At 56.2% G+C, this 20593-nt stretch carries 30 protein-coding genes and 1 pseudogene; 14 read left to right on the plus strand and 17 right to left on the minus strand.

Going from position 1 to position 20593, the window contains the following annotated elements; translation table 11 throughout:
* The first annotated feature begins 171 nt into the window (after positions 1 to 171).
* Positions 172 to 834 (plus strand): hypothetical protein, encoded by a 663-nt coding sequence (locus tag RAD15_RS25470; protein ID WP_458180940.1) that lies wholly within the window; start codon positions 172 to 174, stop codon positions 832 to 834.
* Between the two features lie 50 nt (positions 835 to 884).
* On the opposite strand, the gene RAD15_RS25475 is transcribed toward RAD15_RS25470, so the two are convergent.
* The 4 genes from RAD15_RS25475 to RAD15_RS25490 form a co-directional block, all read right to left on the minus strand.
* A complete protein-coding gene (locus RAD15_RS25475; RefSeq protein ID WP_458180941.1) occupies positions 885 to 1652 on the minus strand; it encodes a nodulate formation efficiency C protein in 768 nt (255 codons plus the stop codon).
* A gap of 85 nt (positions 1653 to 1737) precedes the next feature.
* On the minus strand, positions 1738 to 2136 hold the full coding sequence (locus RAD15_RS25480) for a hypothetical protein (protein WP_458180942.1): 399 nt from the start codon (positions 2134 to 2136) through the stop codon (positions 1738 to 1740).
* Positions 2137 to 2180: 44 nt separating this feature from the next.
* Positions 2181 to 2711: a thermonuclease family protein gene (locus tag RAD15_RS25485; RefSeq protein ID WP_458180943.1), complete on the minus strand. Its 531-nt coding sequence runs from the start codon at positions 2709 to 2711 to the stop codon at positions 2181 to 2183.
* Positions 2712 to 2714: 3 nt separating this feature from the next.
* Positions 2715 to 3269 (minus strand): hypothetical protein, encoded by a 555-nt coding sequence (locus RAD15_RS25490; RefSeq protein ID WP_458180944.1) that lies wholly within the window; start codon positions 3267 to 3269, stop codon positions 2715 to 2717.
* A gap of 108 nt (positions 3270 to 3377) precedes the next feature.
* Between RAD15_RS25490 and RAD15_RS25495 the strand changes: the two genes are divergently transcribed.
* The 3 genes from RAD15_RS25495 to RAD15_RS25505 are packed head-to-tail and all read left to right on the plus strand — an operon-like array spanning position 3378 to position 4738.
* Positions 3378 to 3593, plus strand: a complete 216-nt coding sequence (locus tag RAD15_RS25495; RefSeq protein ID WP_458180945.1) for a hypothetical protein — start codon at positions 3378 to 3380, stop codon at positions 3591 to 3593.
* 57 nt (positions 3594 to 3650) lie between these two features.
* Positions 3651 to 4172, plus strand: coding sequence for a hypothetical protein (locus tag RAD15_RS25500; protein ID WP_458180946.1), 522 nt, complete (start codon positions 3651 to 3653; stop codon positions 4170 to 4172).
* 17 nt (positions 4173 to 4189) lie between these two features.
* On the plus strand, positions 4190 to 4738 hold the full coding sequence (locus tag RAD15_RS25505) for a hypothetical protein (protein ID WP_458180947.1): 549 nt from the start codon (positions 4190 to 4192) through the stop codon (positions 4736 to 4738).
* A 395-nt stretch (positions 4739 to 5133) separates the two neighbouring features.
* Here the strand turns inward: RAD15_RS25505 and RAD15_RS25510 are convergent, their stop codons facing one another.
* Positions 5134 to 7422, minus strand: a complete 2289-nt coding sequence (locus RAD15_RS25510; protein WP_458180948.1) for a hypothetical protein — start codon at positions 7420 to 7422, stop codon at positions 5134 to 5136.
* A 239-nt stretch (positions 7423 to 7661) separates the two neighbouring features.
* The gene (locus tag RAD15_RS25515; RefSeq protein ID WP_458180949.1) at positions 7662 to 8009 is read right to left on the minus strand and encodes a thermonuclease family protein; all 348 of its coding nucleotides are present in this window, start codon (positions 8007 to 8009) and stop codon (positions 7662 to 7664) included.
* Between the two features lie 218 nt (positions 8010 to 8227).
* On the opposite strand from RAD15_RS25515, the gene RAD15_RS25520 reads away from it, so the two are divergent.
* Both RAD15_RS25520 and RAD15_RS25525 read left to right on the plus strand, forming a co-directional pair.
* Complete coding sequence (locus RAD15_RS25520) at positions 8228 to 8455, plus strand: hypothetical protein (protein ID WP_458180950.1); 228 nt, start codon at positions 8228 to 8230, stop codon at positions 8453 to 8455.
* 64 nt (positions 8456 to 8519) lie between these two features.
* Positions 8520 to 9389, plus strand: coding sequence for a hypothetical protein (locus RAD15_RS25525; RefSeq protein ID WP_458180951.1), 870 nt, complete (start codon positions 8520 to 8522; stop codon positions 9387 to 9389).
* A 253-nt stretch (positions 9390 to 9642) separates the two neighbouring features.
* Here the strand turns inward: RAD15_RS25525 and RAD15_RS25530 are convergent, their stop codons facing one another.
* The 3 genes from RAD15_RS25530 to RAD15_RS25540 form a co-directional block, all read right to left on the minus strand.
* Positions 9643 to 10731, minus strand: a complete 1089-nt coding sequence (locus RAD15_RS25530; RefSeq protein WP_458180952.1) for a hypothetical protein — start codon at positions 10729 to 10731, stop codon at positions 9643 to 9645.
* 550 nt (positions 10732 to 11281) lie between these two features.
* Positions 11282 to 11797 (minus strand): hypothetical protein, encoded by a 516-nt coding sequence (locus RAD15_RS25535; protein ID WP_458180953.1) that lies wholly within the window; start codon positions 11795 to 11797, stop codon positions 11282 to 11284.
* Positions 11794 to 12456 (minus strand): hypothetical protein, encoded by a 663-nt coding sequence (locus RAD15_RS25540; RefSeq protein WP_458180954.1) that lies wholly within the window; start codon positions 12454 to 12456, stop codon positions 11794 to 11796. The genes RAD15_RS25535 and RAD15_RS25540 overlap by 4 nt, the downstream gene beginning before the upstream one ends.
* Before the next feature lie 466 nt (positions 12457 to 12922).
* Here RAD15_RS25540 and RAD15_RS25545 point away from each other — a divergent pair, with 466 nt between their 5' ends.
* From RAD15_RS25545 to RAD15_RS25555, 3 genes are read left to right on the plus strand one after another with little or no spacing between them, the layout of a single operon-like run.
* Entirely contained in the window at positions 12923 to 13429 is a 507-nt protein-coding gene (locus tag RAD15_RS25545; protein ID WP_259257878.1) for a helix-turn-helix domain-containing protein, read from the plus strand.
* Positions 13430 to 13445: 16 nt separating this feature from the next.
* Positions 13446 to 13670 carry a hypothetical protein gene (locus tag RAD15_RS25550; RefSeq protein ID WP_458180955.1) on the plus strand — a complete coding sequence of 75 codons (225 nt, stop codon included), beginning with the start codon at positions 13446 to 13448 and terminating at the stop codon, positions 13668 to 13670.
* The gene (locus RAD15_RS25555; protein WP_458180957.1) at positions 13670 to 14218 is read left to right on the plus strand and encodes a hypothetical protein; all 549 of its coding nucleotides are present in this window, start codon (positions 13670 to 13672) and stop codon (positions 14216 to 14218) included. Before RAD15_RS25550 ends, RAD15_RS25555 begins: the two co-directional genes overlap by 1 nt.
* Positions 14219 to 14226: 8 nt before the next feature.
* Here RAD15_RS25555 and RAD15_RS25560 read toward each other — a convergent pair whose 3' ends face one another.
* Both RAD15_RS25560 and RAD15_RS25565 read right to left on the minus strand, forming a co-directional pair.
* The gene (locus RAD15_RS25560; protein ID WP_458180958.1) at positions 14227 to 14430 is read right to left on the minus strand and encodes a hypothetical protein; all 204 of its coding nucleotides are present in this window, start codon (positions 14428 to 14430) and stop codon (positions 14227 to 14229) included.
* A gap of 689 nt (positions 14431 to 15119) precedes the next feature.
* On the minus strand, positions 15120 to 15302 hold the full coding sequence (locus RAD15_RS25565) for a hypothetical protein (protein ID WP_458180960.1): 183 nt from the start codon (positions 15300 to 15302) through the stop codon (positions 15120 to 15122).
* 159 nt (positions 15303 to 15461) lie between these two features.
* On the opposite strand from RAD15_RS25565, the gene RAD15_RS25570 reads away from it, so the two are divergent.
* Positions 15462 to 15767, plus strand: coding sequence for a Ref family recombination enhancement nuclease (locus tag RAD15_RS25570; protein WP_458180961.1), 306 nt, complete (start codon positions 15462 to 15464; stop codon positions 15765 to 15767).
* On the opposite strand, the gene RAD15_RS25575 is transcribed toward RAD15_RS25570, so the two are convergent.
* The gene (locus tag RAD15_RS25575) at positions 15751 to 16299 is read right to left on the minus strand and encodes a hypothetical protein (protein WP_458180962.1); all 549 of its coding nucleotides are present in this window, start codon (positions 16297 to 16299) and stop codon (positions 15751 to 15753) included. The genes RAD15_RS25570 and RAD15_RS25575 overlap by 17 nt on opposite strands.
* On the opposite strand from RAD15_RS25575, the gene RAD15_RS25580 reads away from it, so the two are divergent.
* On the plus strand, positions 16298 to 17239 hold the full coding sequence (locus RAD15_RS25580) for a DUF4238 domain-containing protein (protein WP_458180963.1): 942 nt from the start codon (positions 16298 to 16300) through the stop codon (positions 17237 to 17239). The two genes, RAD15_RS25575 and RAD15_RS25580, sit on opposite strands and share 2 nt — an antisense overlap.
* Here the strand turns inward: RAD15_RS25580 and RAD15_RS25585 are convergent.
* From RAD15_RS25585 to RAD15_RS25605, 5 genes and pseudogenes are all read right to left on the minus strand, one after another.
* A pseudogene (locus RAD15_RS25585) lies at positions 17214 to 17578 on the minus strand (RusA family crossover junction endodeoxyribonuclease). The gene RAD15_RS25580 and the pseudogene RAD15_RS25585 overlap by 26 nt on opposite strands.
* Positions 17579 to 17833: 255 nt before the next feature.
* Positions 17834 to 17971 (minus strand): hypothetical protein, encoded by a 138-nt coding sequence (locus RAD15_RS25590; protein WP_458180964.1) that lies wholly within the window; start codon positions 17969 to 17971, stop codon positions 17834 to 17836.
* A 272-nt stretch (positions 17972 to 18243) separates the two neighbouring features.
* A complete protein-coding gene (locus RAD15_RS25595; protein ID WP_458180965.1) occupies positions 18244 to 18471 on the minus strand; it encodes a hypothetical protein in 228 nt (75 codons plus the stop codon).
* Positions 18471 to 18725 carry a hypothetical protein gene (locus tag RAD15_RS25600; protein WP_458180966.1) on the minus strand — a complete coding sequence of 85 codons (255 nt, stop codon included), beginning with the start codon at positions 18723 to 18725 and terminating at the stop codon, positions 18471 to 18473. Before RAD15_RS25600 ends, RAD15_RS25595 begins: the two co-directional genes overlap by 1 nt.
* A 587-nt stretch (positions 18726 to 19312) precedes the next feature.
* Positions 19313 to 19531, minus strand: a complete 219-nt coding sequence (locus RAD15_RS25605; protein WP_458180967.1) for a hypothetical protein — start codon at positions 19529 to 19531, stop codon at positions 19313 to 19315.
* Between the two features lie 77 nt (positions 19532 to 19608).
* Between RAD15_RS25605 and RAD15_RS25610 the strand changes: the two genes are divergently transcribed.
* The 3 genes from RAD15_RS25610 to RAD15_RS25620 all read left to right on the plus strand — a co-directional run bounded on the left by RAD15_RS25610 (position 19609) and on the right by RAD15_RS25620 (position 20512).
* Positions 19609 to 19797, plus strand: coding sequence for a hypothetical protein (locus RAD15_RS25610; RefSeq protein ID WP_458180968.1), 189 nt, complete (start codon positions 19609 to 19611; stop codon positions 19795 to 19797).
* Positions 19787 to 19996: a hypothetical protein gene (locus RAD15_RS25615; protein WP_458180969.1), complete on the plus strand. Its 210-nt coding sequence runs from the start codon at positions 19787 to 19789 to the stop codon at positions 19994 to 19996. Before RAD15_RS25610 ends, RAD15_RS25615 begins: the two co-directional genes overlap by 11 nt.
* A 219-nt stretch (positions 19997 to 20215) precedes the next feature.
* On the plus strand, positions 20216 to 20512 hold the full coding sequence (locus RAD15_RS25620) for a hypothetical protein (protein ID WP_458180970.1): 297 nt from the start codon (positions 20216 to 20218) through the stop codon (positions 20510 to 20512).
* Positions 20513 to 20593: the final 81 nt, after the last annotated feature.

Below are 20593 nucleotides of genomic sequence, written 5' to 3' on the forward strand. Positions count from 1 at the left end.
CAAATTGCGCCCGGGAGCAAGCAAGATGGACTGGAACAAAGAACTTGGCACCCTGGTTCGCGAGACTGCCGAGCTTGTCGCACGCACAGCCTCGGTGAGCGTTGAGCAGCCCGTCGGATCAGGGGACGGTATGCGCACTGATGTCGAAGTCTGCAAAGGGATGCGGCCTGAATGCGCTGCCTAAAATTCGCAATATCCTTAATCACCGCTGCTGCAATCGCAGCGTTAGATCATCCAAGACTTGCGAGAGCCGATGACGAACAGGAATTACTAAAGGCAGCGACCCGGGTTTTGCAATTTGCATCATACGCTGGCACATTAGCCGGTGGCACCGTTAAAGATGATAGCATCTTGCAACAGCCAATTGACCCCGCAGTTGACCTTGTTGACTTCGTCAAGATCAATGGCGAGCCATGCACGTACGAGCGGCGCGACTTCGTCCCCGTCACCTCCAGCGGAGAGTTCTCCCGCCCGATAAAGGGGCCGCCCGGGAATTTCCATTGGACCGGTCCGCAGATGCCGAGAGATCATTACGCCGTTTGGCATACGCGTATCGATTTTAGGAATATCAGCGACGAGTGGGAGATGCGCGGCTCTATCATGAGAATTTATGGCAAGACGGCCATCTGCAAATATGAAACGAAATTTCGCGACCCATCGCTTAGCTTAGAAGCTGTGAGGACCATGACGTCGCGCAACGCCAATATACTTGAGGGAACGGCTGTCCGATGCACCAACGACCTTCATGGCGCCGGTAGTTACACTAGGATCATTGCGCGTGCGATAAGTTACCTCCATTCGCACGACTGTCCTGCCTATAAACTCGGCTTTTAAGTGCGGAAAATTTCACGGTACCGTATTCGGTGACGAAGGCGCCTCTCGCTCTATCTCGGAAAAGGTGATTGCAGTCTCCGCGCCGGGATGCCTGCACGCTCCAAAGCGCTACGGCCGACCTCAAACACTTCCTGTTCTTTCGGGTCCGCACGATCAAACCAAGAGCCGGGAGCATACGTGGCGATCCGTTTTGCAAAGAACGATTGGGGCTCCCAATCTCGCCCCTCCGGCTTCTCGAAGACAATGATTCCATCACGGGTGAAATAGCGCGGTCCGGGAATATTGCAGTCTACCGAAAGCTGAACGCGCCACAGGTCGCCTTTCGCAGTCTGTTTCTCATCAACCTTCGGCAAGTATTCCACCCCAACCGGATCGCCGATAGTGCAACGGCCGCGCCGCAGAACATCGCCCAGCTTGCCTTGAGCGGTCGTCACGAAGTTGAAGTTTGCCGGATCATGCAGAAAACGACGTTTGACGCTCCTTTCGTCGTTTGACGCTTCGTCAGCGAGCAGGGAGAGCGCGAATGCCTGCCAGCCCAGTTCCATTGGCTTTGCATACGGCGTATCCAGCTTCACTGTCCCATCGGGTGCGACTTCCCACGTGATAGTGAATTCATCCTCCGATTTATCGGCCTTGTGTTTGGCCCACGAGAAGAACACGGACTCGCCCGCGTCAGTCTTCTGACCAACCTCCCACGCTTTCGGAACGAAGTGCGCTACCTTCGAGGCCTTGGCGAAGATTTGCTCGGCAGTCTCGCCGTTTTGCGCCCGCCAAGTCGACTTGACCTTCTCAATAAGAGCTTTGTCGTCTGCATGCACGCTGCCGCTCGACAACACGAGAGCGAGACCAGTTAGGATTACATGCCGCACTGTATTACTCCCGACAATCTCCGACCTTGCTTGCCTACTCGCAAAGCCCGCTGAAGATTTGGACGAAACCTGGGTTTACGTGATCTTCAATCGCAAAAGGCTTCTGCTTCTTCGCGTTGAAACCGTAAACGACGATGCGGTAAATCGGTTTGCCTAAGTATATGCCTTCGCTTACAAGCGAGTGCGCGCTCGACCCCCGCTGAACGACCTTCCAGCCCTCAGTGAATTGATTGAACAACGTCCCCACCGCCTGCCCGGTATTCTTGTCGAGCATGAAGCGAGAACTTGGGATGATCCCGTCTCGCAGAATCGTACCGTCATCGCTTAGAGCATATGCCGCTTTTACCTCGCAGGAATAGACATCCGCCGCTATTCCAGTGCCGCTCAAGAGGAAAAACGCCGGGATCGCGATCAAGGAAGATAGAAGCCGCATTATTAGGTCACCCTCTAGTGCGTAACGTTGGCGACACAACACAGTTACCGAGGCAATGCAACGTCATCCGAACAGCCGCCCGGCCTCCCGCCTTCCTTGATGCACGCCCGATACAGCCACGGGACAACATAGCTGCCCGCCCATACTCCCCGCCCGGCGTGATCCGCTTCGCGTTGCGCACTGTCGTATTTGCCTTTGGAGTAGCGCGGCCAATCGAATGCGAGCCCACCGCGTACAAGCCAGTCCCCCAGGTCAACGCCGCCCACTGAGCACGTTGCGACTATGCGCCCATAGACGTCACGCCCAACCGGCTCACAGCTAACCGGCCGATGCGCTATGAAGGCGTCCAGCTCGTTCGCGGCCTTCGCACCGCAACGATAAGGCAAGCTGTCCTCACCTCGGCAGAGCTGCGAGCCTTCAGGTGCATCTATGCCCCACAAGCGAATGCGCGTGCCGTGAATTTCGAGCGTGTCGCCATCAAGGATGCTGGCTCGCCCGATCAGTTCAAGAGCAGCCGCTTCACTGACAGCAAAGGCGGCTGCTAGAACAGCCGCGGTCAGTCGCAAGCGCTGCATGTGTCAGCGAAGCTCCGACGTAAGGCACTCGTTCATAATGCCGAAGTCGAGGAGCCTTGGCCCCCTAGGATCGCGAAGAAAGTCATACGGGGGAAAGCGCGTCTCGCGCTCGTAATCACGAGCCTTCATTTCGCAGATCGCGAACTTTTTGCTTCCAAGACTGTCAGCGTACTCGGTCAGCTTTAGATACTTGTTGAACTGAACACCCTTAGCGGAAACACACTCTTTAAGCGCGTCTTCGCCAGGCTGTTGAGGTGGGTTATTGGCAAGCGCTTCAGCGCAAGCCACGTAGATCATAGTCTTGTTGTACAAAACAAAGGCAATGGCGGAGTCCCCTTCCGCGGCCCGCTCGGCGGTCAGCGGCGGCACTTTATCTCTTATCTTGCGCTGCCGCTCCTTCTCCGCAGCTTCCCTAAACTGCTGAAGGTCTGCGTAAGTCGACCTTCTGAGCGTCTCGTAGAGCGCGTTGGTGTCGAGCACCTCAGCAGCGAAGCAGGCGACTACATGCAAACTCACCACGCAAAAGACGGCGATTCCTCTGAAAAGATGCGTCGGCAATAGTTCACCCCTGGAGACGCGCGCGGTTTAGTTACTCCCGTCGTGCACGCTTGACTAGCTTAGAACATAATGCGAACAATGCCTAGTCCCTGTCATCCAGATTTCCTTATGGCTGAAGCCGTCGCTCCCAAGCTCCAATCGGACGCGCAAGCCTTGGAATATGCCGCCGATCAGGCCATAGCTGCGTGCGGCGGTGACGCCCGCGAAGCCGTGAAGGCGCTGTTAATTGCGAACGAGTTCTTAGAGCGCGAGATGGAAGAGCGGGTGTCGCGCGGGTACATTCGCGGCCTCAAGCATGGTCGATTTGGCTGCTACTCAGGTTGAACGGCCAAGGAGTCCCTCCGTTTTAGGACCAACCCTCCCCTGAGCACAGCGTTAGTCATGCCCGATACCACTACTTTTAACTTCCCCGTCGACACTGCAAGGATGTTGCGAGCTATCGACACACCGGATGATATTGGGGCCGTGGTACGTCTGCACTTCGAGATTGATCGCGCCTTAGAGCACATTGTTACAACGATGGTGCCTGCGGCGCAGCACCTCCAACACCGGTTTATGGATCAGCGCATTCGTTTTCTGCGGGCTCTCGGACTGCCGGAAGTTCGCATCGAACCGGCAAAAGTGCTCAACACCATCAGGAACGATTTCGCGCACCGGGAGAAAGAATCCTTGACTGCGGGCGACGTAGATGCGCTCGAAGAGCCCGTCAGTAAGTTGTTGGGGCGACGTATACCTACCCATTTCGCGCTTGAGCACCGGCGGCGAGACGGAACGCGGCGCGAATGGATTTACGAGCAGATGTCGTGCAAGGAGAAGTTCTGCATGCTTGGATTCTTCGCGCTGTCGGGTATCGCAACCATAGAGAACGACTTTAGCAAGATTGCTTTTTCGTCGAAGCTTTAAGTGGGCGCGGGACTCAAATGCAGACTGGGGATTGGGCACTCATAATCAGCATTTTGTCGCTGATTGTTTCGCTCGCGGCTTTCGTTTGGAACGTCTGGTCGAAATTCATCTACCCTAAGCCGGTGGTGAGTGTCACATTCTCCATGGTTCAGGTGGTTGAACTCGGCTCAGACGAAACGCCTGAGGTTCTAACACTGCGAGCCACAAACATGGGCCCCTCCGAGGTAACGCTCACACATGTGATGATTGATCTGCGTGAGCGCTTCTCGCCTGACAAAGGCTTCGGCCTCTTATCAACTCTCGACAACTACCCACTTCATCAAGATGTTACGAGAGGGCATTTTGGAGCAGGCCTTCCCGCTCCAGTGCCCGTGGGTGGGCAATACACCGCCTATCTCGTCCCCGATCATGAAAGGCTGGCGAAGGGGGACTATCAGCGAATAGGCTTCTCCGACACGTTCGGCCGCCATCATTGGGCACCACGGCGCAACATCCTAGAAGCGCTGCCTTACATACGGGCAGCGTGCGAACGGGCTGGAAAGAACTGGCGCAACGCTCGAAGCTGACGCGTGACGTTTAGCTTCAACACTTTTGGCGTTTCTTCTTGAGGTGTTCAGCTAATGCCAATGCCGCAGCCCGTGCGGCTCTGGCTCCATCCGTGCGGTTTTCGGCTGAACTGCCTCTAGACCCTGACGCCCGCATAGGAAGACGACACTTCTCAATCATCGCTTCGACATGGCCGCCGCGTCGTGAAGTACGCCGGGCCAATCTTGAAAAGCACAAGGTTGCCCCGCCTGTGCTCGGCCTTGAGGTTTGCTAGCGTTATCCGGTCATCGAATATCTCCGCACACACGTCCGCAAGCGTAAGAGGCCTATCTTCTTAAGACGCCACGACCTCAGCTCGGGAGATCGGCAGGCGGAGAGGACATGGCGGCTTCCTTGAAGCCTCGCTCCACGTCGCCTAGCTGGCCAATTGCCCTATGCGCCTACGGAAATCTTCTACGAGATGCAGAAGTCCGTGTCGCCGAGCCTCCTGTTCAACCCAAGGCGTTGCGGCTAGACGCGCGGGATTGCTGGAAAAGTCGGCGATCATATCTTCGATAATTGGAAGTGCTTCCAACGTGCGGCACTCTCGGGCTCCGCCGGGGAATTCGAGATCCGGGTCATAATGGAAGCGAGTTGTCGCCCTCAGAATGCATTGCTCCATGATGACCGCCAGCTCGGTCGGTAATGTCAAGCGGTCTGGACTTCCCTCGGTCGCGTAGGGATGGCTAGCGCTATACCGTCTTTTGTAGCCCTGCTTCGCGAGCCCCACTTTGACGAAAGTGGGTTCGCCGGAGCGAAGCTGGCGCGCAACATATAGCGTGCGCTCACCGGCGCTCGCGGCAGAATCGTAATCGCCGCGGATGGCCGCCTTGAGTGAATATTGGCCGAAGAGATTGCAATCTGGGCATCCAGATCCTCGCACGTGTGTGTATGCTGCCTGCCGAAAGACGCCGTGAACGATACACTTAATGTCTATGGACTCACTCATTCCATGATAGGCGACTTCAGCGTAATCGTACTTGTTACCATGAACGGCTCGCGCTGACTCGAGAAATTCTTCCAGGGTCATACGACGGCCATCGTAATAGCAATGACGGCATCCATGCCCTTCTAAGTGCGCCACAGGCATCTGCTCGAAGGGGCCATGGTCAAGGCAGATGATCTTCACCTTGTGTCGGTTGGTCCGACCGTACACCACCTGGGAATAGTCGTACTCGTCACCGTGCATCGCTCGACTGCGCTCTAAGAACTCATCCTGGCTAAGGCGCCATCCGTCGTGTTGACACCCAGTGCATCCCTTGCCGTGCAGATGCCCCAGCGCCCGCTGCTGAAATGATCCGTGGATCTTGCATATAATGCTGACTATTCCATCGACGGTCTCGAACTCAGTGTTCGAATAATCGTAGCGGTCACCATGAACGGCGCGCGCGTCGTCGATAAACTCCTCAGTTGTCCGTCCATATCCCGCGCAGCGTCGGCAGCCATGGCCTCGAACATGATTGCTAGCGAGCTGAGAAAATGACCCATGCAATGGGCAAATAATTTCGATTTGGTCGTGTGTCCTCTGATAGGCTGTGGTGGAATAATCGTAGAAGCCGTCATGGACTGCGATGCAGCGGTCGATAAACTCTTGTTGGGTGAGGCGTGGAGTGAAGAGAGCTTCGTCGATCGCGCATTGGCGACACCCGCTGCCTTTGAGATGCGTCGCCGCAGTTTGGCGAAATGTGCCGTGGAGCCGACACGAGATAGTTAGCTTCTCTGCGATACCGGTGTAACGGCTAAGTTCATATGAGTACTTGTCGCCGTGTCGTTCTCGCGCGAGCTGTATGAACTTCTGGGTGGAAAAGCGACGATTCTGGGCGCGCGTGTTCACTCCACATTGAAAGCAGCCATGCTTTAGCCAATCGCGGGCCGGCTTCGTAATGGGCCCGTGCGTTGAGCAAATCAGGGTGACCGGTGAATAGGCGCTCTTGTAGTTGGCAAGTGAGTAATCAAGACGGCTGCCGTGTGCGGCCTGAATTTCGGCGAGGTAAACATCCGACTCTTTGCGGAATAAGGACGAGAGCACGATCTCTCCGCATTTCCTGCATCCTTTGCCGCGCAGATGGTTGTTAGGGTTTTGCGAGAAGAGGCCGTGGGTAGGGCAGATGATTTCGACATCATCGTTGGATGTTCGATAAACTGTCGAAGAGTAGTCATATTTGCCGCGGTGAACGGCCTTAGCTTTTTCGATGAATGTGGCAATGCTCGATCGGCGATCGCTCCCTCGTTTCGCCGCCGCGCAGCGAGAGCATCCTTTCCCGGACATGTGACCGGCGGGTGTTTGCGAAAATGTTCCGTGCTCGGAACAAATAATGGCAACGTTCTGATCGTTGCCGCGATAGATCACTCGCGAGTAGTCGTAACGGGACCCATGTGCACTACGGCTCCTCTTGATGAACTCATGAGCCGTAAATCGCCTTTTATCTGCGCTATCAATCGCTCCACATGCCTTGCATCCAAAGCCTCGCATATGGGTGTCCGGGATCTGCTCGAAGATACCGTGAACGGGACAACCAATACGAATCTTGGTTTTTCCATTTACGAGGACTACGTGCTCGTATTCATACTTGTCACCGTGCGCTTTACGTGCGCGGGACAGAAAAAGGTCAAGCGTCAGGCGGCCCATACCAACGGAGACTAAGCAATTGAAGTTGTCCTTCACTAGCCGACATTGGATAACTGCACAACTTAGGCCCAGCTCGCGCTAGACCTCGTCAACCTTCCCTCGCGTCTCAGCGGATAGTTTGACTTGACATGGGCTTGTGCGAGCTTTGCGCACCGCCAATTTATTGTAGATGACCCGGATGCGAGGCGGTCAAGGCTCCCCAAACTTGGAATGAAATTATCGCAAGCCCTCGTGGCCCCGAAAGGAAAGTGCGCGTCTCGGCGGAACGAACTAGTTTAATTCGTTCTAATAGGACTGCCATAACCCGCCTCCCCCACTATAAACTTGCCCAGCTCGTTCGCTGCTTTCGCCCCGCAACGATAAGGCAGGTTGTCGTCGCCGTGGCAGAGCTGAGAGCTTTCTGGCGCATGGATGGCCCACAGGCGGATGCGCTTGCCGTGAATTTCAAGCGTATCGCCATCTATGACGCTGGCCTGTCCGATACCCTTTTCGAATTCTCTCTTGCTGGCACATTTGGTTATCAGCTCCGCTGCCCTGCGGCTCATAAAGAGATTGTGGCTCTTTGCATCAGTGCTGTTGCGGTACACCCCATTAAAGTGAACTGCTTCCGAAACAGTGCGCACGATACGGCCTATCCGTATCTCAAACTCAATTCCTTTCCGGACAAACCAATGAGTGCTTGCACCTCTATGGCGGTGATGGGATCAAAGACGTGCTCTTCCAATTGCTTCAGCATTCTCTGAACTACCTCAAACTGCCCGACGAATCGACGGCACCCTTCGCCTCCCAAATGCAATCTTGACTTGCCAGGAACATAATGAGAACATTTTGGGTGGTCAACATGAGCAATCCCAAGCCCCAAAGGTCCTCGCCGAATCTTCCGTTGGACTCGGCGATGGTAGACGCAGCCGCCGATCAGGCAATCGCAGCTTGCGGCGGTGATGCCCGCGAAGCTGTGAAGACGCTGCTGATTGCGAACGAGTTCTTAGAGCGCGAGATGGAAGAGCGGGTGTCGCGCGGGTACATTCGCGGCCTGAAGCACGGCAGGTTCAATACTTATTCCGGTTGAGAGCCTATCTAGAATGATTCAGCCGTTGAGAAATGTTCGATGCCTCGCACCAACAGAATAAAAGATGCGCATACCTGACGAATGGCAAAATAATTCGCTGTATCTGTACCCGTCAGAGCATGATGCGTACGAAGGCGCTCGTGCCGGGGGTAGCGGCTTCCTCCTGGGCTTCGACTCTGACCGACTGCCAGGACTCCAGACCGTCTATGCGGTGACTAACGCACACGTAATCGAAAGTGGTAGTTGTACAGTTCGCCTCAATCGTCACGATGGGTCCGTTGAAGTGCGAGACCTCGATGAGCGAGACTGGATCATACCCGCCTCTCATGATGACATCGCCATTTGCTTGCTGTCTTCACTTGATGCTCGCATCCATAAATACGTGTGCGTACCCAAGCGAATGATCGCGACGCGCGAAGTTGTTGCGGAGTACGGCATTGGCCCTGGTGACGAAACGGTGACGTTGGGAAGATTTGTCAACGCCGATGGCGTTCAACAAAATCGGCCAACTGTACGTTTCGGCAACATTGCCCAGATGCCGGGCGAGCCTATTCTACAGGACCGCCGCATCATTGGAACGAATCAGAACTTCAGGCAAGATAGCTATTTGATCGAAGCAAAGTCGATTAGTGGTTTCAGCGGCTCCAACGTCTTCGTACATATGTCGCCCTTTAGTAAACGCCCTGACGGGAAATCGCACAGTTGGGATACGTTCTTACTCGGCATCTCCTGGGGATACATCATGGACTGGGAGTATCTCCGGGATGACAGCGGACGGCCTCTTGAGGCTAAGACGAAAGTTCGCGTGAATACAGGTATGATGGGTGTAGTCCCCGCTTGGGTCCTAAACGACCTACTAATGAGGCCAGACATCGTTCAGCGAAGGACTGAAGCGGAGGAACGTCACATTCTCCAGCGGTTGGGCGGCGTTTAAAATCAAAGTCGGTAGGAGGTCTCTGAGTTCGAACGTGAACGGCTCAAGCCGCTACCGAAGTAGCACCAGACCGATCTTAGCCGACCTTTTGGCGGTGCTGCCGCCAACGTCCTCAACTGGGCCCGTAGCTAACCTGTCCCTTGGCCCGGCGCCAGGTCCGCTTTCCTAAGCGGACATCGGGAGCCTACGTCGTTCGCCGGAGCAGATCCTCACTAGAGTATCTAGCCATATGAACGGCTTCCATTTTCTTTCGTTAGTATTTCGACCAACGGATCAATTTCATATGGTCACTTGAGTAGATGAACGTAGTTTCCAAGTGATCAGTTCGCCGCTTTTCGACCACCATCGTTACGTTGAAACCACAACGTCGATCATTCAAGCCACGAGCAAATGTAAAGCAGTGCTCATCAATTATCTGCTTTTCCGGTTCATCGATGTCCGGCGCCACTAATACGGCAGTCCGCCCATGCGTTCTGTCGAACTTCACACATCGATAGTCATTGTCGTCAAATCTAAAGCAAGCCATCCCCCCAGTTGTCCGAATTTTCTGGCCGACCTGCGCTTCGCGACCAAGCCCTTGCGTCAAGTGCCAAGCAATCACTTCGGTCGCTTCCTCCTCTACCTCCTTCTCTGCCTCTTTCTTGGCAGGCTGCGGTCGGTTAGCCGATCCAAGTCCGAATGCTGAGCCGAGTTGAACCAGCCTCGCCTCACCTTCTTTCATTTTCTTTGCAGCTTCCCCCAAGATGTCTGCCGAAGATGACGGACACAGATCGTTTGCAGCTTGAATTAGCCGCTGGGTTTCTGAAAAGCCCACGTTGAGAGGATCAACCCCGGAATCCCGCACCGCGACCCACTTTCTGCCGCGATAGACCGAGAGGTAGTTCTTACTTGCCCATTGTCGAGCGATGCCGTTCAGGGCCACAAATCCACCGCCGACTTCTCCGATTCCCAAGAACGGATAATCTGCGGCGCAGACAACATTGTCGCGCACGCGAATGTCCGTAAAAAGGCTTTGCTCAACTCGAATCGCAGAGACAAGAACAGGTGCGCCAGCGGAAGAGGATTCTAACTCTCGACCTTCTGCCGACGGCCAGAGCTCCATACTCGATGTCGATGGTTCAGGTGACAAAGCTGTCGACATCTCCTTGTTCTCGGAAACGTCCTCTGTCGCGTTTTTGGCTTGGTTGAGCTCGATTGAGGTCGGCACCCGCGCATCGCTGTTGACCGAAGCGCCGTAATTGTCAGTTGCGTGGCGGAACAATCCTGTGGCTATGAGGACGATCAAAACAAAGGGAGCAAAGACTTTTCCGGAGCCATTCGCTCCACGACTTGTTTCGTGCATGCGGCATTTCACAGATTGGACGAAGCTAACGACATGGGTTACCTAGTGATTTGTGAAAGAACTAGCTGGCGAGTGTCCGCGCCGTCAATACAACCAATTGAGATATCTCTAATCTCGTTCAGATTTCGAACCAACTTTGGTTATTGGCCAGCAGTCCTTGCTGCCATAGATGCGCGATGTCATTTTTAAAGGAACTCTTTACATCTGCTGCTAGCCCTGGAGCCAATTCAGGCTAGTCCGTATGTCCGGCGCCGGTCGGGAACATTTCAAATAGCGATCGGCGCCTCTCACAGTCCGCTGGATTTCCACGAGCACTACCAAAACCACTCAAACACGTCTGATAGACTGTAAGACTGCTCGAATGCGAGATCACCCGGCAGCGCTCCCGCAACCATCAGGACGAATGAACCATACGGCTTTCGGTACATACGGTCTTCTGGGTCGAACAGTTCAAGCGCAAGAGGATGAAAGCCGTGTCCGCTTGACCGCGCCGGGCATCGGCGCCAAGCTTGACTTGCTTAGCGCCACGAACAATCAGTCTCGCGAACAATTACCGACGATCTGTCGTTGAACGAACCCGATCATCGAAGACGTCTATCAAGGCAGAAAGCAGAGCCAAATAGATTGGCCCTTCTGCGGAGCTTCTCGCCGTTCGCGCCATTCGACTTTGCGGCGGTTCTTGAGCCAGAAGATACAGGCCGTGGTGTCTGGCGGGACAACCCGTTTCACCATCGGTTTCTTTAACGCGCTTGCCGTCCTTGTACTCAACGGTCTTGAGCTTATGGGCTTGCGCCTCTTCGTATTCGAAGCCGAGAGCGCGCTGGTGCAACCGGTCAGCTACATCCATGTCGGAGACGAGCTTGCCGTCTTTTAGGGCCTGACAGAAATCCGGATGGTCGATCTTCCACCGGTTGATGGTCCGAACGTCCTTGAAGAAATCAGCGATCTCTTCGTCAGTGGCCCCGAGACGGCAAAGCTTCGCCGCCTGCTCTGCATACTCAATGTGATAGTCGGACGGGCGGCCGCGCCTTGGCACGCCCCAGGAGTCCTTGGCAAGGTGGTTCACTTCGGAGGACGTTTACGGACCTGGTCGCCGGGACCTATCTGGTTGATGCCCGTGATCTGCTGATCGATGACCTTGTTCTCGATGTACTCGTCAATCTCAAGCGCTCGCCTGATCAGCTGCCGTTGCGCTTCCGGGTCCATGTGGATCTTGTCGCCGAGCTTCAGCAGCTCCTTGGCATTGGCGATCTTGTCCTTCATGATTTTCTGTTTGGTCAGATCGCGCGCCAGCTTCCGATCTTCCCGCGCCAGGTATCGATCGGTGATCCCGAGGATGAATTTCGAGACGTGGCCGACGATCCTGCCTGCCCCGAGCAGATCGACCCAACCCGGGCTGGCGTAATGGACTGCGTTGACCCGCAGCTCCGGCAGGTACGTCAGATCGTTGAGGTACTTCCTCAAGGCAATCTCCCGGAAGTAATCCTCCGCCCTCACTTCCAGCTCGAAGGCGTCCGTCCACGACGGCGAGAACCGCATCGCTCGACTCTGATAGATGAACGGCGTCTCGATCAGGAAGCGCCCTTGCTGCTCGTCCTGACTGGCGATGGCCCATCCAGCCATGAGGTTGAGCATTTCGAACTGATCGAACAGCTTGGAGAACTCGGTAGCCGACCAGTCGCCGTCGATATCGACGCGCAGCAGCTCATAACCTTCGTCGGCCATCTCTCACCCTATTCCCATATTAATCAGTACGTTAGCTCATCTTCCCAGCAATCTACAATTGCGTCATGATTCCCGCACGTCGCAAGACGGATATGAACCGACGAGAAGAAACCAAAATGGCTGTCGTTATTGTTGCCGCAGCCGCCCTTGTAGGCGGACTGTTCGGCGGCTTTCACCAAGCGAAGACGAATCCCAACGCGGATACCTTCCTGGAAAGCTCATCCCACGTCGTCCAGGTTGACTAATCGGACCGACCAACGGCCCCCGCTACGGGGGCCTTTTTCGTTGGTGGCCCCCATTACCCGGCTTGGGACGACGGTAATTTGGAACCGTCGCACAAGACGAAAGTATCTGAGGTCGAGCCAAAAGTGCGAAAAACCGCCATTACTGTCATTTTAGATAAAAGAACACTACCCCAGCCTACCGTTTTTTGAGTAGAAAACGGCCATGATCGAGACGAGGCACCATGACCAACACCGACACCAGCGGGGAGCCGCTGCGGCAGAGTCGTGTCCGGCAGAAATGGGATTGTGTGACGGACCCGGGCTTCCTGACGCTGCCCTATGTGCTGTTGCTCCATCAGTCGGACCTGAAGATCTCCAGCGAGCATCTGAACGTCCTTCTGAACTTCATCGCGCACTGGCATTCGAACGGCCGAATGCCGCATCCGAGGACCAGCACCATCGCGAACCGGATGGGCATCAGCCCCAGGTCGGTTCAGCGCGCGATGTCGTGGCTCATCGAGAACGGTTTCCTCGCCAAGCTGCCTCGCCTGCGCCGGGACGACCCGCAGCAATACGATATGTTGCCGCTGGTCGAGAAACTGAAGCCCTACGCCATGGAGCGCATCAGGTTCATCCAGGAGAAGGATTTCGAGCGCGTGCTGGATGACAACATCCACATCGCGACGCAGAAGACCGCCAAGGAGATGTTCGGCGACGTTGTGAAGAAGCTTACCGAGAACGAACTTTAGGAGTCAGCGTGCCCCAATGAGTGAGCTGCCCGTACCGAGGAAGCCGGTCAAGCCGCCGCCGGTTGAGTGCGAACTCAGCCAGGTCATGGCGCACGCGCCCGCATTGTCTGAGGCACTTGGCCCGCGGCTGGCCGCGCTCATCTTGATGTTCGGTTTGGCCAAGACCCGGTACGGTTCGTTCGGCATCGCGGCGATCATCACCGCCGTGGGCAGCATCGCTTACAAGATGATCGTGAAATAATGGCCAAGCGTACACTTTACCGGATCGATCAGCGCACCTTCAAAGCTGGCGACCACATGCCTCCCCCCGGCGACCATGCCGAAGACTTGACCGAGCCGCAGAAATTCGCTGAACGGATACTTCGCCGTGAAGCCGGTGAACATCGCGCTCGATACCGTGCTGACCACCTTTTCACCTTCGACAATCCGGATTGGAGCCGACGCTACTTCAACGGCAAAGACAATCGGACGCTTTACGAGGTGGAGGTTGACGAGGCGGATATCGTCCATAGCGCCGACATGGACCTGTTCAACGACATCGCCAACCACGGACAGGACGACGACACCGCGAAGGAACTGGCGACCCAGTATTGGAACGGTGACAAGCGGAAGGGCGATCGCGTCGAACATCTTTGCAAAGGCGCAAAGGTGAAGAAGGTCCTCTACACCTCGGATCAGAAAGATGCACTAAGGGAGGAGATCTACGGCATCAAGAAGCCCGACCACGACGATGCGGGCTTCTACGAGCAGATGCAGCGTCAGTTCAAGACGCCGGGCGAAGATAACTGACGGCCAGGTCATCTGACGACCAGCTTCGCGAGAAACACCGCTACGGTGCCCATCACTCCGGCGCTGGCCACGATCGCCAACACCATCAGGATGAACCCACGCCACGGGCCGAAAGCATCGACGACCCGATCAGACTGAGCCAGGAGGGCCGCCAACCCGAATTTTGGACGCAGACTGTCATTCACCCGTTCTGGGTGTTTTTTCGTCGCCATTACCCTGTCCTCACACGAGGCTGTTAAACCCGGAAACTCGATACGCCGTGCAGCCGTTGCAGCAACGCACCCTATGGTCCACCGGACGCCGTCAACCGCAACGCACCGCCGAGGCTACGGCCTATCGCTGGCCGTCAACCGCAACAACGCACCACAGAATTTCCGCAGGATAAGGCGAGCCGGATACCAGATAGTTAATAGACTCTTACTTACGTTTTTCTTAAAGTTTTCCGTAAGTTAGGTCTCTTGTGTACCCGCTGGCCGATGAAGAGATTCAATCACTGTTTTGCCCGACGGAGCAAGCGAAATTACACAGCGTTAACGCTGTTTCGATGCGCCGCCTATCGTTCTGTCGGGTTCATTTCGCCTCGTTCTCTTTCGTTCAAGGCGCTCAGCCGTTCGCATTACGTCCTCTCGGCAATAGTACAGCACTGTCAGGTTCGTCTTGCTGTTAGCACCATCCCACGGAAGACGCGGGCCGCATAATCTTCTCCATTTGTCTCTGCGCGCATACTGGAAGGCGTTGTCGTCGCCTTCATAGCCCAGTAGCTCAGCAGCTTTGCTCGCGCGGACAAATACCAGACCGCCTTCCGTAATCTCGCCACGCACCGCTCTCGCGCACGCAGCCTCGACTTTGGTAAGAGGCTTGATAGGCCCGCTCGTGATGATGTGGGTCACGAGCGGTGTCCCTAGCGCTTCTTCCGCTGATCGCGACCGGCCAGTTGCGTCACCAGCCGCATCGCACGCCGACGGGACGCAAACGGTCCGCCGACCTCGATGAAGTCGGACGGCTTCACCTTCCGGTGCTTGTTGAACGACACGTACTGCTCGATGACGGTCTTGCTCAGGCCGTTGAACAGTCGCTGCAGCATAATGAGCCGCGAACGTCCCAAGCAGATCCAGCTTCTATTGACTGAGGCCATGTACACCGACATCCGAGGCATCCTCAAAGACCTTCGCTCCTTACTAAAGCTTCCGACCAACGCCCAGGTACGGCGTTCGCGTTGCGGGCTTTGCATAAGCGGCTCTGGGTGACAAAGGCTGAGCGGGCTCACCTCTCAAAGGTGGCGTCGCTGGGATGCATATGCCCACTTCCGGATAGGTTCGGGTTAGTTAGGTGTGAAGCGCCCGCGGAGATCCATCACGTTCTCAACGGAACGATGGGGCGTAAGGCCAGCAACTTCGAGACTATTCCCCTCTGCCCTTACCATCACCGCCTCGGGCCCTTCGGCCATGCCGTCCACGATGGGACGAAGAGCTTCGAGGCGCGATATGGGAAGCAAGCTGAATTGCTTAACTCAACCCTAAGCGCGTTGGGAATCACTGAGACGACATAGGCCATTCGTCCGATAGCTTTGTCCGACCTTTTGGCAGCTCGGTGTACGGGCTGTGGGCGCGCAGGAAGTCTCGCCAGAACCGCATCACCGCCTCGAACAGCATGCCTGCAGGTGCGATATTCGGTAGACCTTCGTGGAAGCCCATGTCCATGACGAAGTAGGAGAAGCCGTCGTTGTAGGCTTCCTCGTTGAAAGCGAAGCTGTTTAGCGGACCAACATCAACTGTGCTGATGTGCGGACCACTCGCCGCACGGAAATGCTTTGAGCCATTCGCTAGCGGCTCCATTTGCGCGTACCAAATACTATGGCTGTCAAGCCACTCCCGATACGCTTTGAAGTCCTTTTCGATACCCATGACCTGCCGTCGAGCGGCATCGTTCTTGAGGTAATCCTTCCAGATCCACTCATGCAAGTGGTAGGCGGTGATGACGAAGTTCATTGCATGCCGTGCCGAGCCCTGATTCTCACAGAAATCATCGAATTCCTGGACGAGTTTTTGGTAGAACTGCAGAGCATTTGTGATCCCGAACATGCCCGCCCCCGACAAGCTGCCAAAGCACCACTATATCCCGGTCCTGTATCTGAATGAATGGCGCCGGCCAGACGGCCGCCTGACCGAATTCAGCCGCCCGACCCGGCAGAACGTCATCCCTCGCAGGACCAGCCCCAAGGGAACGGGCTACGTCCGCGGGCTTTACCGCCTGGACGGCCCATCGGAAGAGACGTCGGAGGCGTTCGAGCGCGTCTTCTTCCATCAGGTTGACAACCTCGCCAAGGACGCGCTGGACATCTGCCTAGGGCGCAGCAAATGGGAATGGACCATCCCGACCCGCAGCGCCTGGTCGAGGTTTGTGCTGGGGCTGCTCTTTCGTAACCCCGAGCGGATCGCGGCGACTCGCAAGTACGTCGAAGACATGGCGCTGGAGAACTACGAGGAGAACGAGGCCGACTATAACGCCAAGAAAAAGCCCGAAGACCCGAGTTTCCTGGATTACGTCGTGGGCCGTGTCCAGTACAACACCATGGACTTCGCCACTTCTGTCATCGACAACATGGGCATGGGGAGACACCTCAACCAGATGCGATGGTCGATCCGCGACGTTTCGGATACCGGCATCAGCCTGTTCACGTCAGACCGCCCCATCATCATGACCAACGGGCTCAATGGTCCAGATGCGCACCTCGCCCTCCCCATCAGCCCGCACAAGGTGTTTCTGGCCTGCAAGAATAAGGCCCAGGAAGAGAAGCTCCTTGCCGCCCGCTCATCGGACTTTGCTTCCGAGTGCAACAATCGCGTGCTGCGGTTCGCCATGAAGTATGCCTGGAATACCGACGACGCCCTCATCAACCGGGCTAATGAGCATCTGGGCAAGGATACAGATATCGGCGAGGAGTTTTGGCAGGCGCCGATCAATCGCGCACTTGCCAACGTCGTGGAGCAGCCGGCTATTGAGGCTGCAGCCGAACGGTGATGCCGTCCTCGGCGCCATACCCCTTGACGGCTTCGAGACGGACAACCTGCTTGTCGTCCACCCAGACCCCGCCTTGCGTCATCGCATCGAGCACCGCCTTGGCGACGTTGTCGTTGTCAGCCGCTGGATACTTCTGACCGCTCAGCGCGGCCTCACGTTCGCTTTGGTGTACGACTTGGGTACAGACCACGTCGCATCAATGGAAACACTGACAGGGCCAGTCAGACCCAGCTTGCAGCTGTAGGGAATGCACCTGATGAAGTCCGCTTTCCATTTCCGATAGTTTGTCGGCATGTACGCGATGCCTCCGCGTGTCACTCGCGGACGAGGACACGGCATTGGCTTCAGGGGCACCTTGAATTCTATGCACCCAGCTTCTCACTGGGTTTGCAAAAGTCGAACAGAGGCAGTCTGATTTTTCCGGTCTCCAAGAAGTGCTTCACATCTGCGATGGCGCTGACGGGGACGGGGGACGCGAATTGAAACGGTGGGCTCGCCATGACGGCCCGTGCCGCGCGGCCGACCGGCGCCGATGCGGCGACCGCCACGCTTCACAGGCTGAGTTGTTTGCATGGCCGGAATCGTGAGCCGACATCAGCTTCGCGTCAACCGAAACCACCACAGGCCAAGAACAGCGAAGCAGATGATGACGGCAGCCACGATCGCGAGCGTACCCTTCGCGGTCAGCGTGAGAAGCCAGAATTCAAGGTGCAGTTCGGGAAGGTCCGACATGGGCGCAGCTCTCCATTTGACTGGTTATGAGCTGCTGTTGATCAGCGCGTCCGACCAAGATTCATAAGACCATAGATTCGAAGACTCGCAAGGAAATTGATTCACACTTGAGGCGTCTAAAAACTTGACCGGCGTTAACGCCCGACGCGAAGCCGCTGATACGACATCCGAAACTGCTCTTCGGCCAGACCGCCAAAAACTTTTTACAAAACAGTTTTGTAGGTGGAGATCACATATCCCTGGATTCCGGGCATCCCCGTAATTTTCCCAGGTCAGTACTGCGGGCGCTTCAGCAGCTCCGGCAGCCTGGAGATGGCCTTCGCGATCCGCCGCGCCTCCTCCCGAGAGAGGAAGCCGCTGGCGTACTGGTAGCCGCTTTGATGCAGATCCTCACGATGAGGGACGCCGCAGATATAGAAGCCGCTGGCGTCTTTGATGCTGAAGCCGTGCTTATCTTCTTCCATCGTCCACGGCGCCGGGAAACGGCGGAGGTTATCCATCAGAGTCTGCGGTTCGCCGGGGTACCGTTGATCCGCTTTCCGGAGGCATAGGTCGGCCCCTTCAGCTTTTCCTCGCCAAGGAGCCGATCCCGCTGCTGGCAGAGCCCTTCTACTTTGGCATGCATCCGCTCAAGCAGGGCTTCCGCCGAGGCACTTGGGATACCCGCCCGCCGGAGGGATTGGATTTCTTTTTGCTGGCGACCGATTTGGCGCCGCATGTGCTCGATTTCGCTACGTAGTCCGTCGATTCCCATGGCCGCACCTTTGGATCGGCGTCATAGGAACGAATAGAGAACGACGAGTCAATCCGTATTCCGCCGGAGGACGAATATACAAGCATTGCCAGTAAGATACCGACTACTGCGAGGGTGCCGGTGCCTTTAAGGTGACCGTCCCGGAGGTTGGCTTCGAGAGTTGGGTGGGAAGTGTTCATTACCGCGAACCTTTTGAAGTTGAGGAACGCGGTCTCCGGATTATGTCGTCTGCGCTACTTGCTGCGGTGCAGCGAGAGCGTTTGGGGACGCCAAAAACGAAAGGGCCGCCCCGAAGGACGGCCTCTCTAAATAATCTCTAATCGAACAGTAAGACCTAAATCGGGGAGCTCTGACCATCCCCTTATTTGATCACCTTTTCAGGATGATCGTGATCCTGATGTTGAAGAACATTGGGACCTCTTTCCGCCGCCGGGCGCTACGTCGGCTAGTGGATTACGGACAGCGCCGTCCGCAGGCCCATCAAGCACAGGCGTGAGGTTGCTCGCCAGAACTTTATATTCTCGGCGATGCGGAACTAACTTCGCCATGCTGGACGAGCTGATCTTTTAGCAGCCTGTGCCGCTCCATTACTTTGCCGCCATCGCAAGCCTCACGTCGTCGATGAAGGCGGACACGCTCGGCAGCTTCTCCCTTCCCGTCACCGCCCACTTCGCGGCCTTGCGGATGGCGAACAGCGGGTATTCACCGAGGGCTTCACACCAGCCCGCCACCTGCAGCTTGAGCTTGGCGTCGCCACCGGTGAATACGTTCATCACCGCGAACATGCTGCCGATGGCGACTTCCACGCCGATTCACAAGCGTGATTTCACGGCGCAAGATTTCGCAGTTACCGAACATCTCAATCATGTTTGCGGAGGCGCCTATGGCGTTCAACGATGCCAGGCCGTGCCCGTGCGGCAGCGGCTTATCTTCCAATTGGGTGAACGACGCCCGGGGAATTCCACTCTGCCGGATCTGTCCGAATTGCGCGAAGGAGAAGCTTTCGGCCTACCGGCCCGAGGTCCTGACCGACAGCAATTACTACGCTGATGAGGATATCGATGGCGACTAACATGCATCGCCACTGGTACCGCTGCGATTGGGACCACCAGCTCATGCAGTGGACCAGAGAAACGCCAGAGCCCCAGAACTCGCCGTGTCCTACCTGCGAGTTGCTTCAATTCCCCTGGGCGAGCGAGGACATGACGACCGCCAAGTTCAAGTCGGACAACGGCATCGTCGATCCTCCGCAGCTCGACCTCTTCAGATAGCGAAAGCTCGTCAGTGCGATTCTTCCCAGAGCAGCGACGAGGCACGCTGGCGCGGTCAAGGACTTTGAAAGCCGCGTTGAGAGCTTAGGACTCGCAAGGTGCTGACGACTTCCCAGAGCGGGACTTTCTTATGCGCTCTCACGCCTTCTCAAGCTCGTTGCAGTATACAACTTCTCTCCGCATGCTGATGGCACCTACTCTCACATCAGGAACATCATCATGCTTGAGCGCATCGCTTTCGAGCTTGCGAACAATCGCGCAAAGTACACCCACTTCATAGACCGCGACGGCGGCATTGCCTGCCTGGGCGAGCTTGAACAACTCTGCTCCGCCCGCGTCGGCGTCATGTGCGACTTCGACTTCCCGAACGAGAACCAATACAAGTCCATCCGCTTTCTCGCGGGCCTTGCATTGGGTGTGAACCCTTACGCCGTCGTCACCTTCGATACCGACTGCGCTCCGTTCGAGCCCATCGCATCACGCACGGCACCGCTGGCGGACCTTTGCGGATGCTGAATGTTCGCTGAAACCAGCGCAACGTGAACATCGAGTGCTCCCTGACTTCCCTCCCTTGCGGAGGGCTTTTTTCTGGATAGA

The sequence above is a fragment of the Bradyrhizobium sp. 14AA genome (assembly GCF_054185205.1).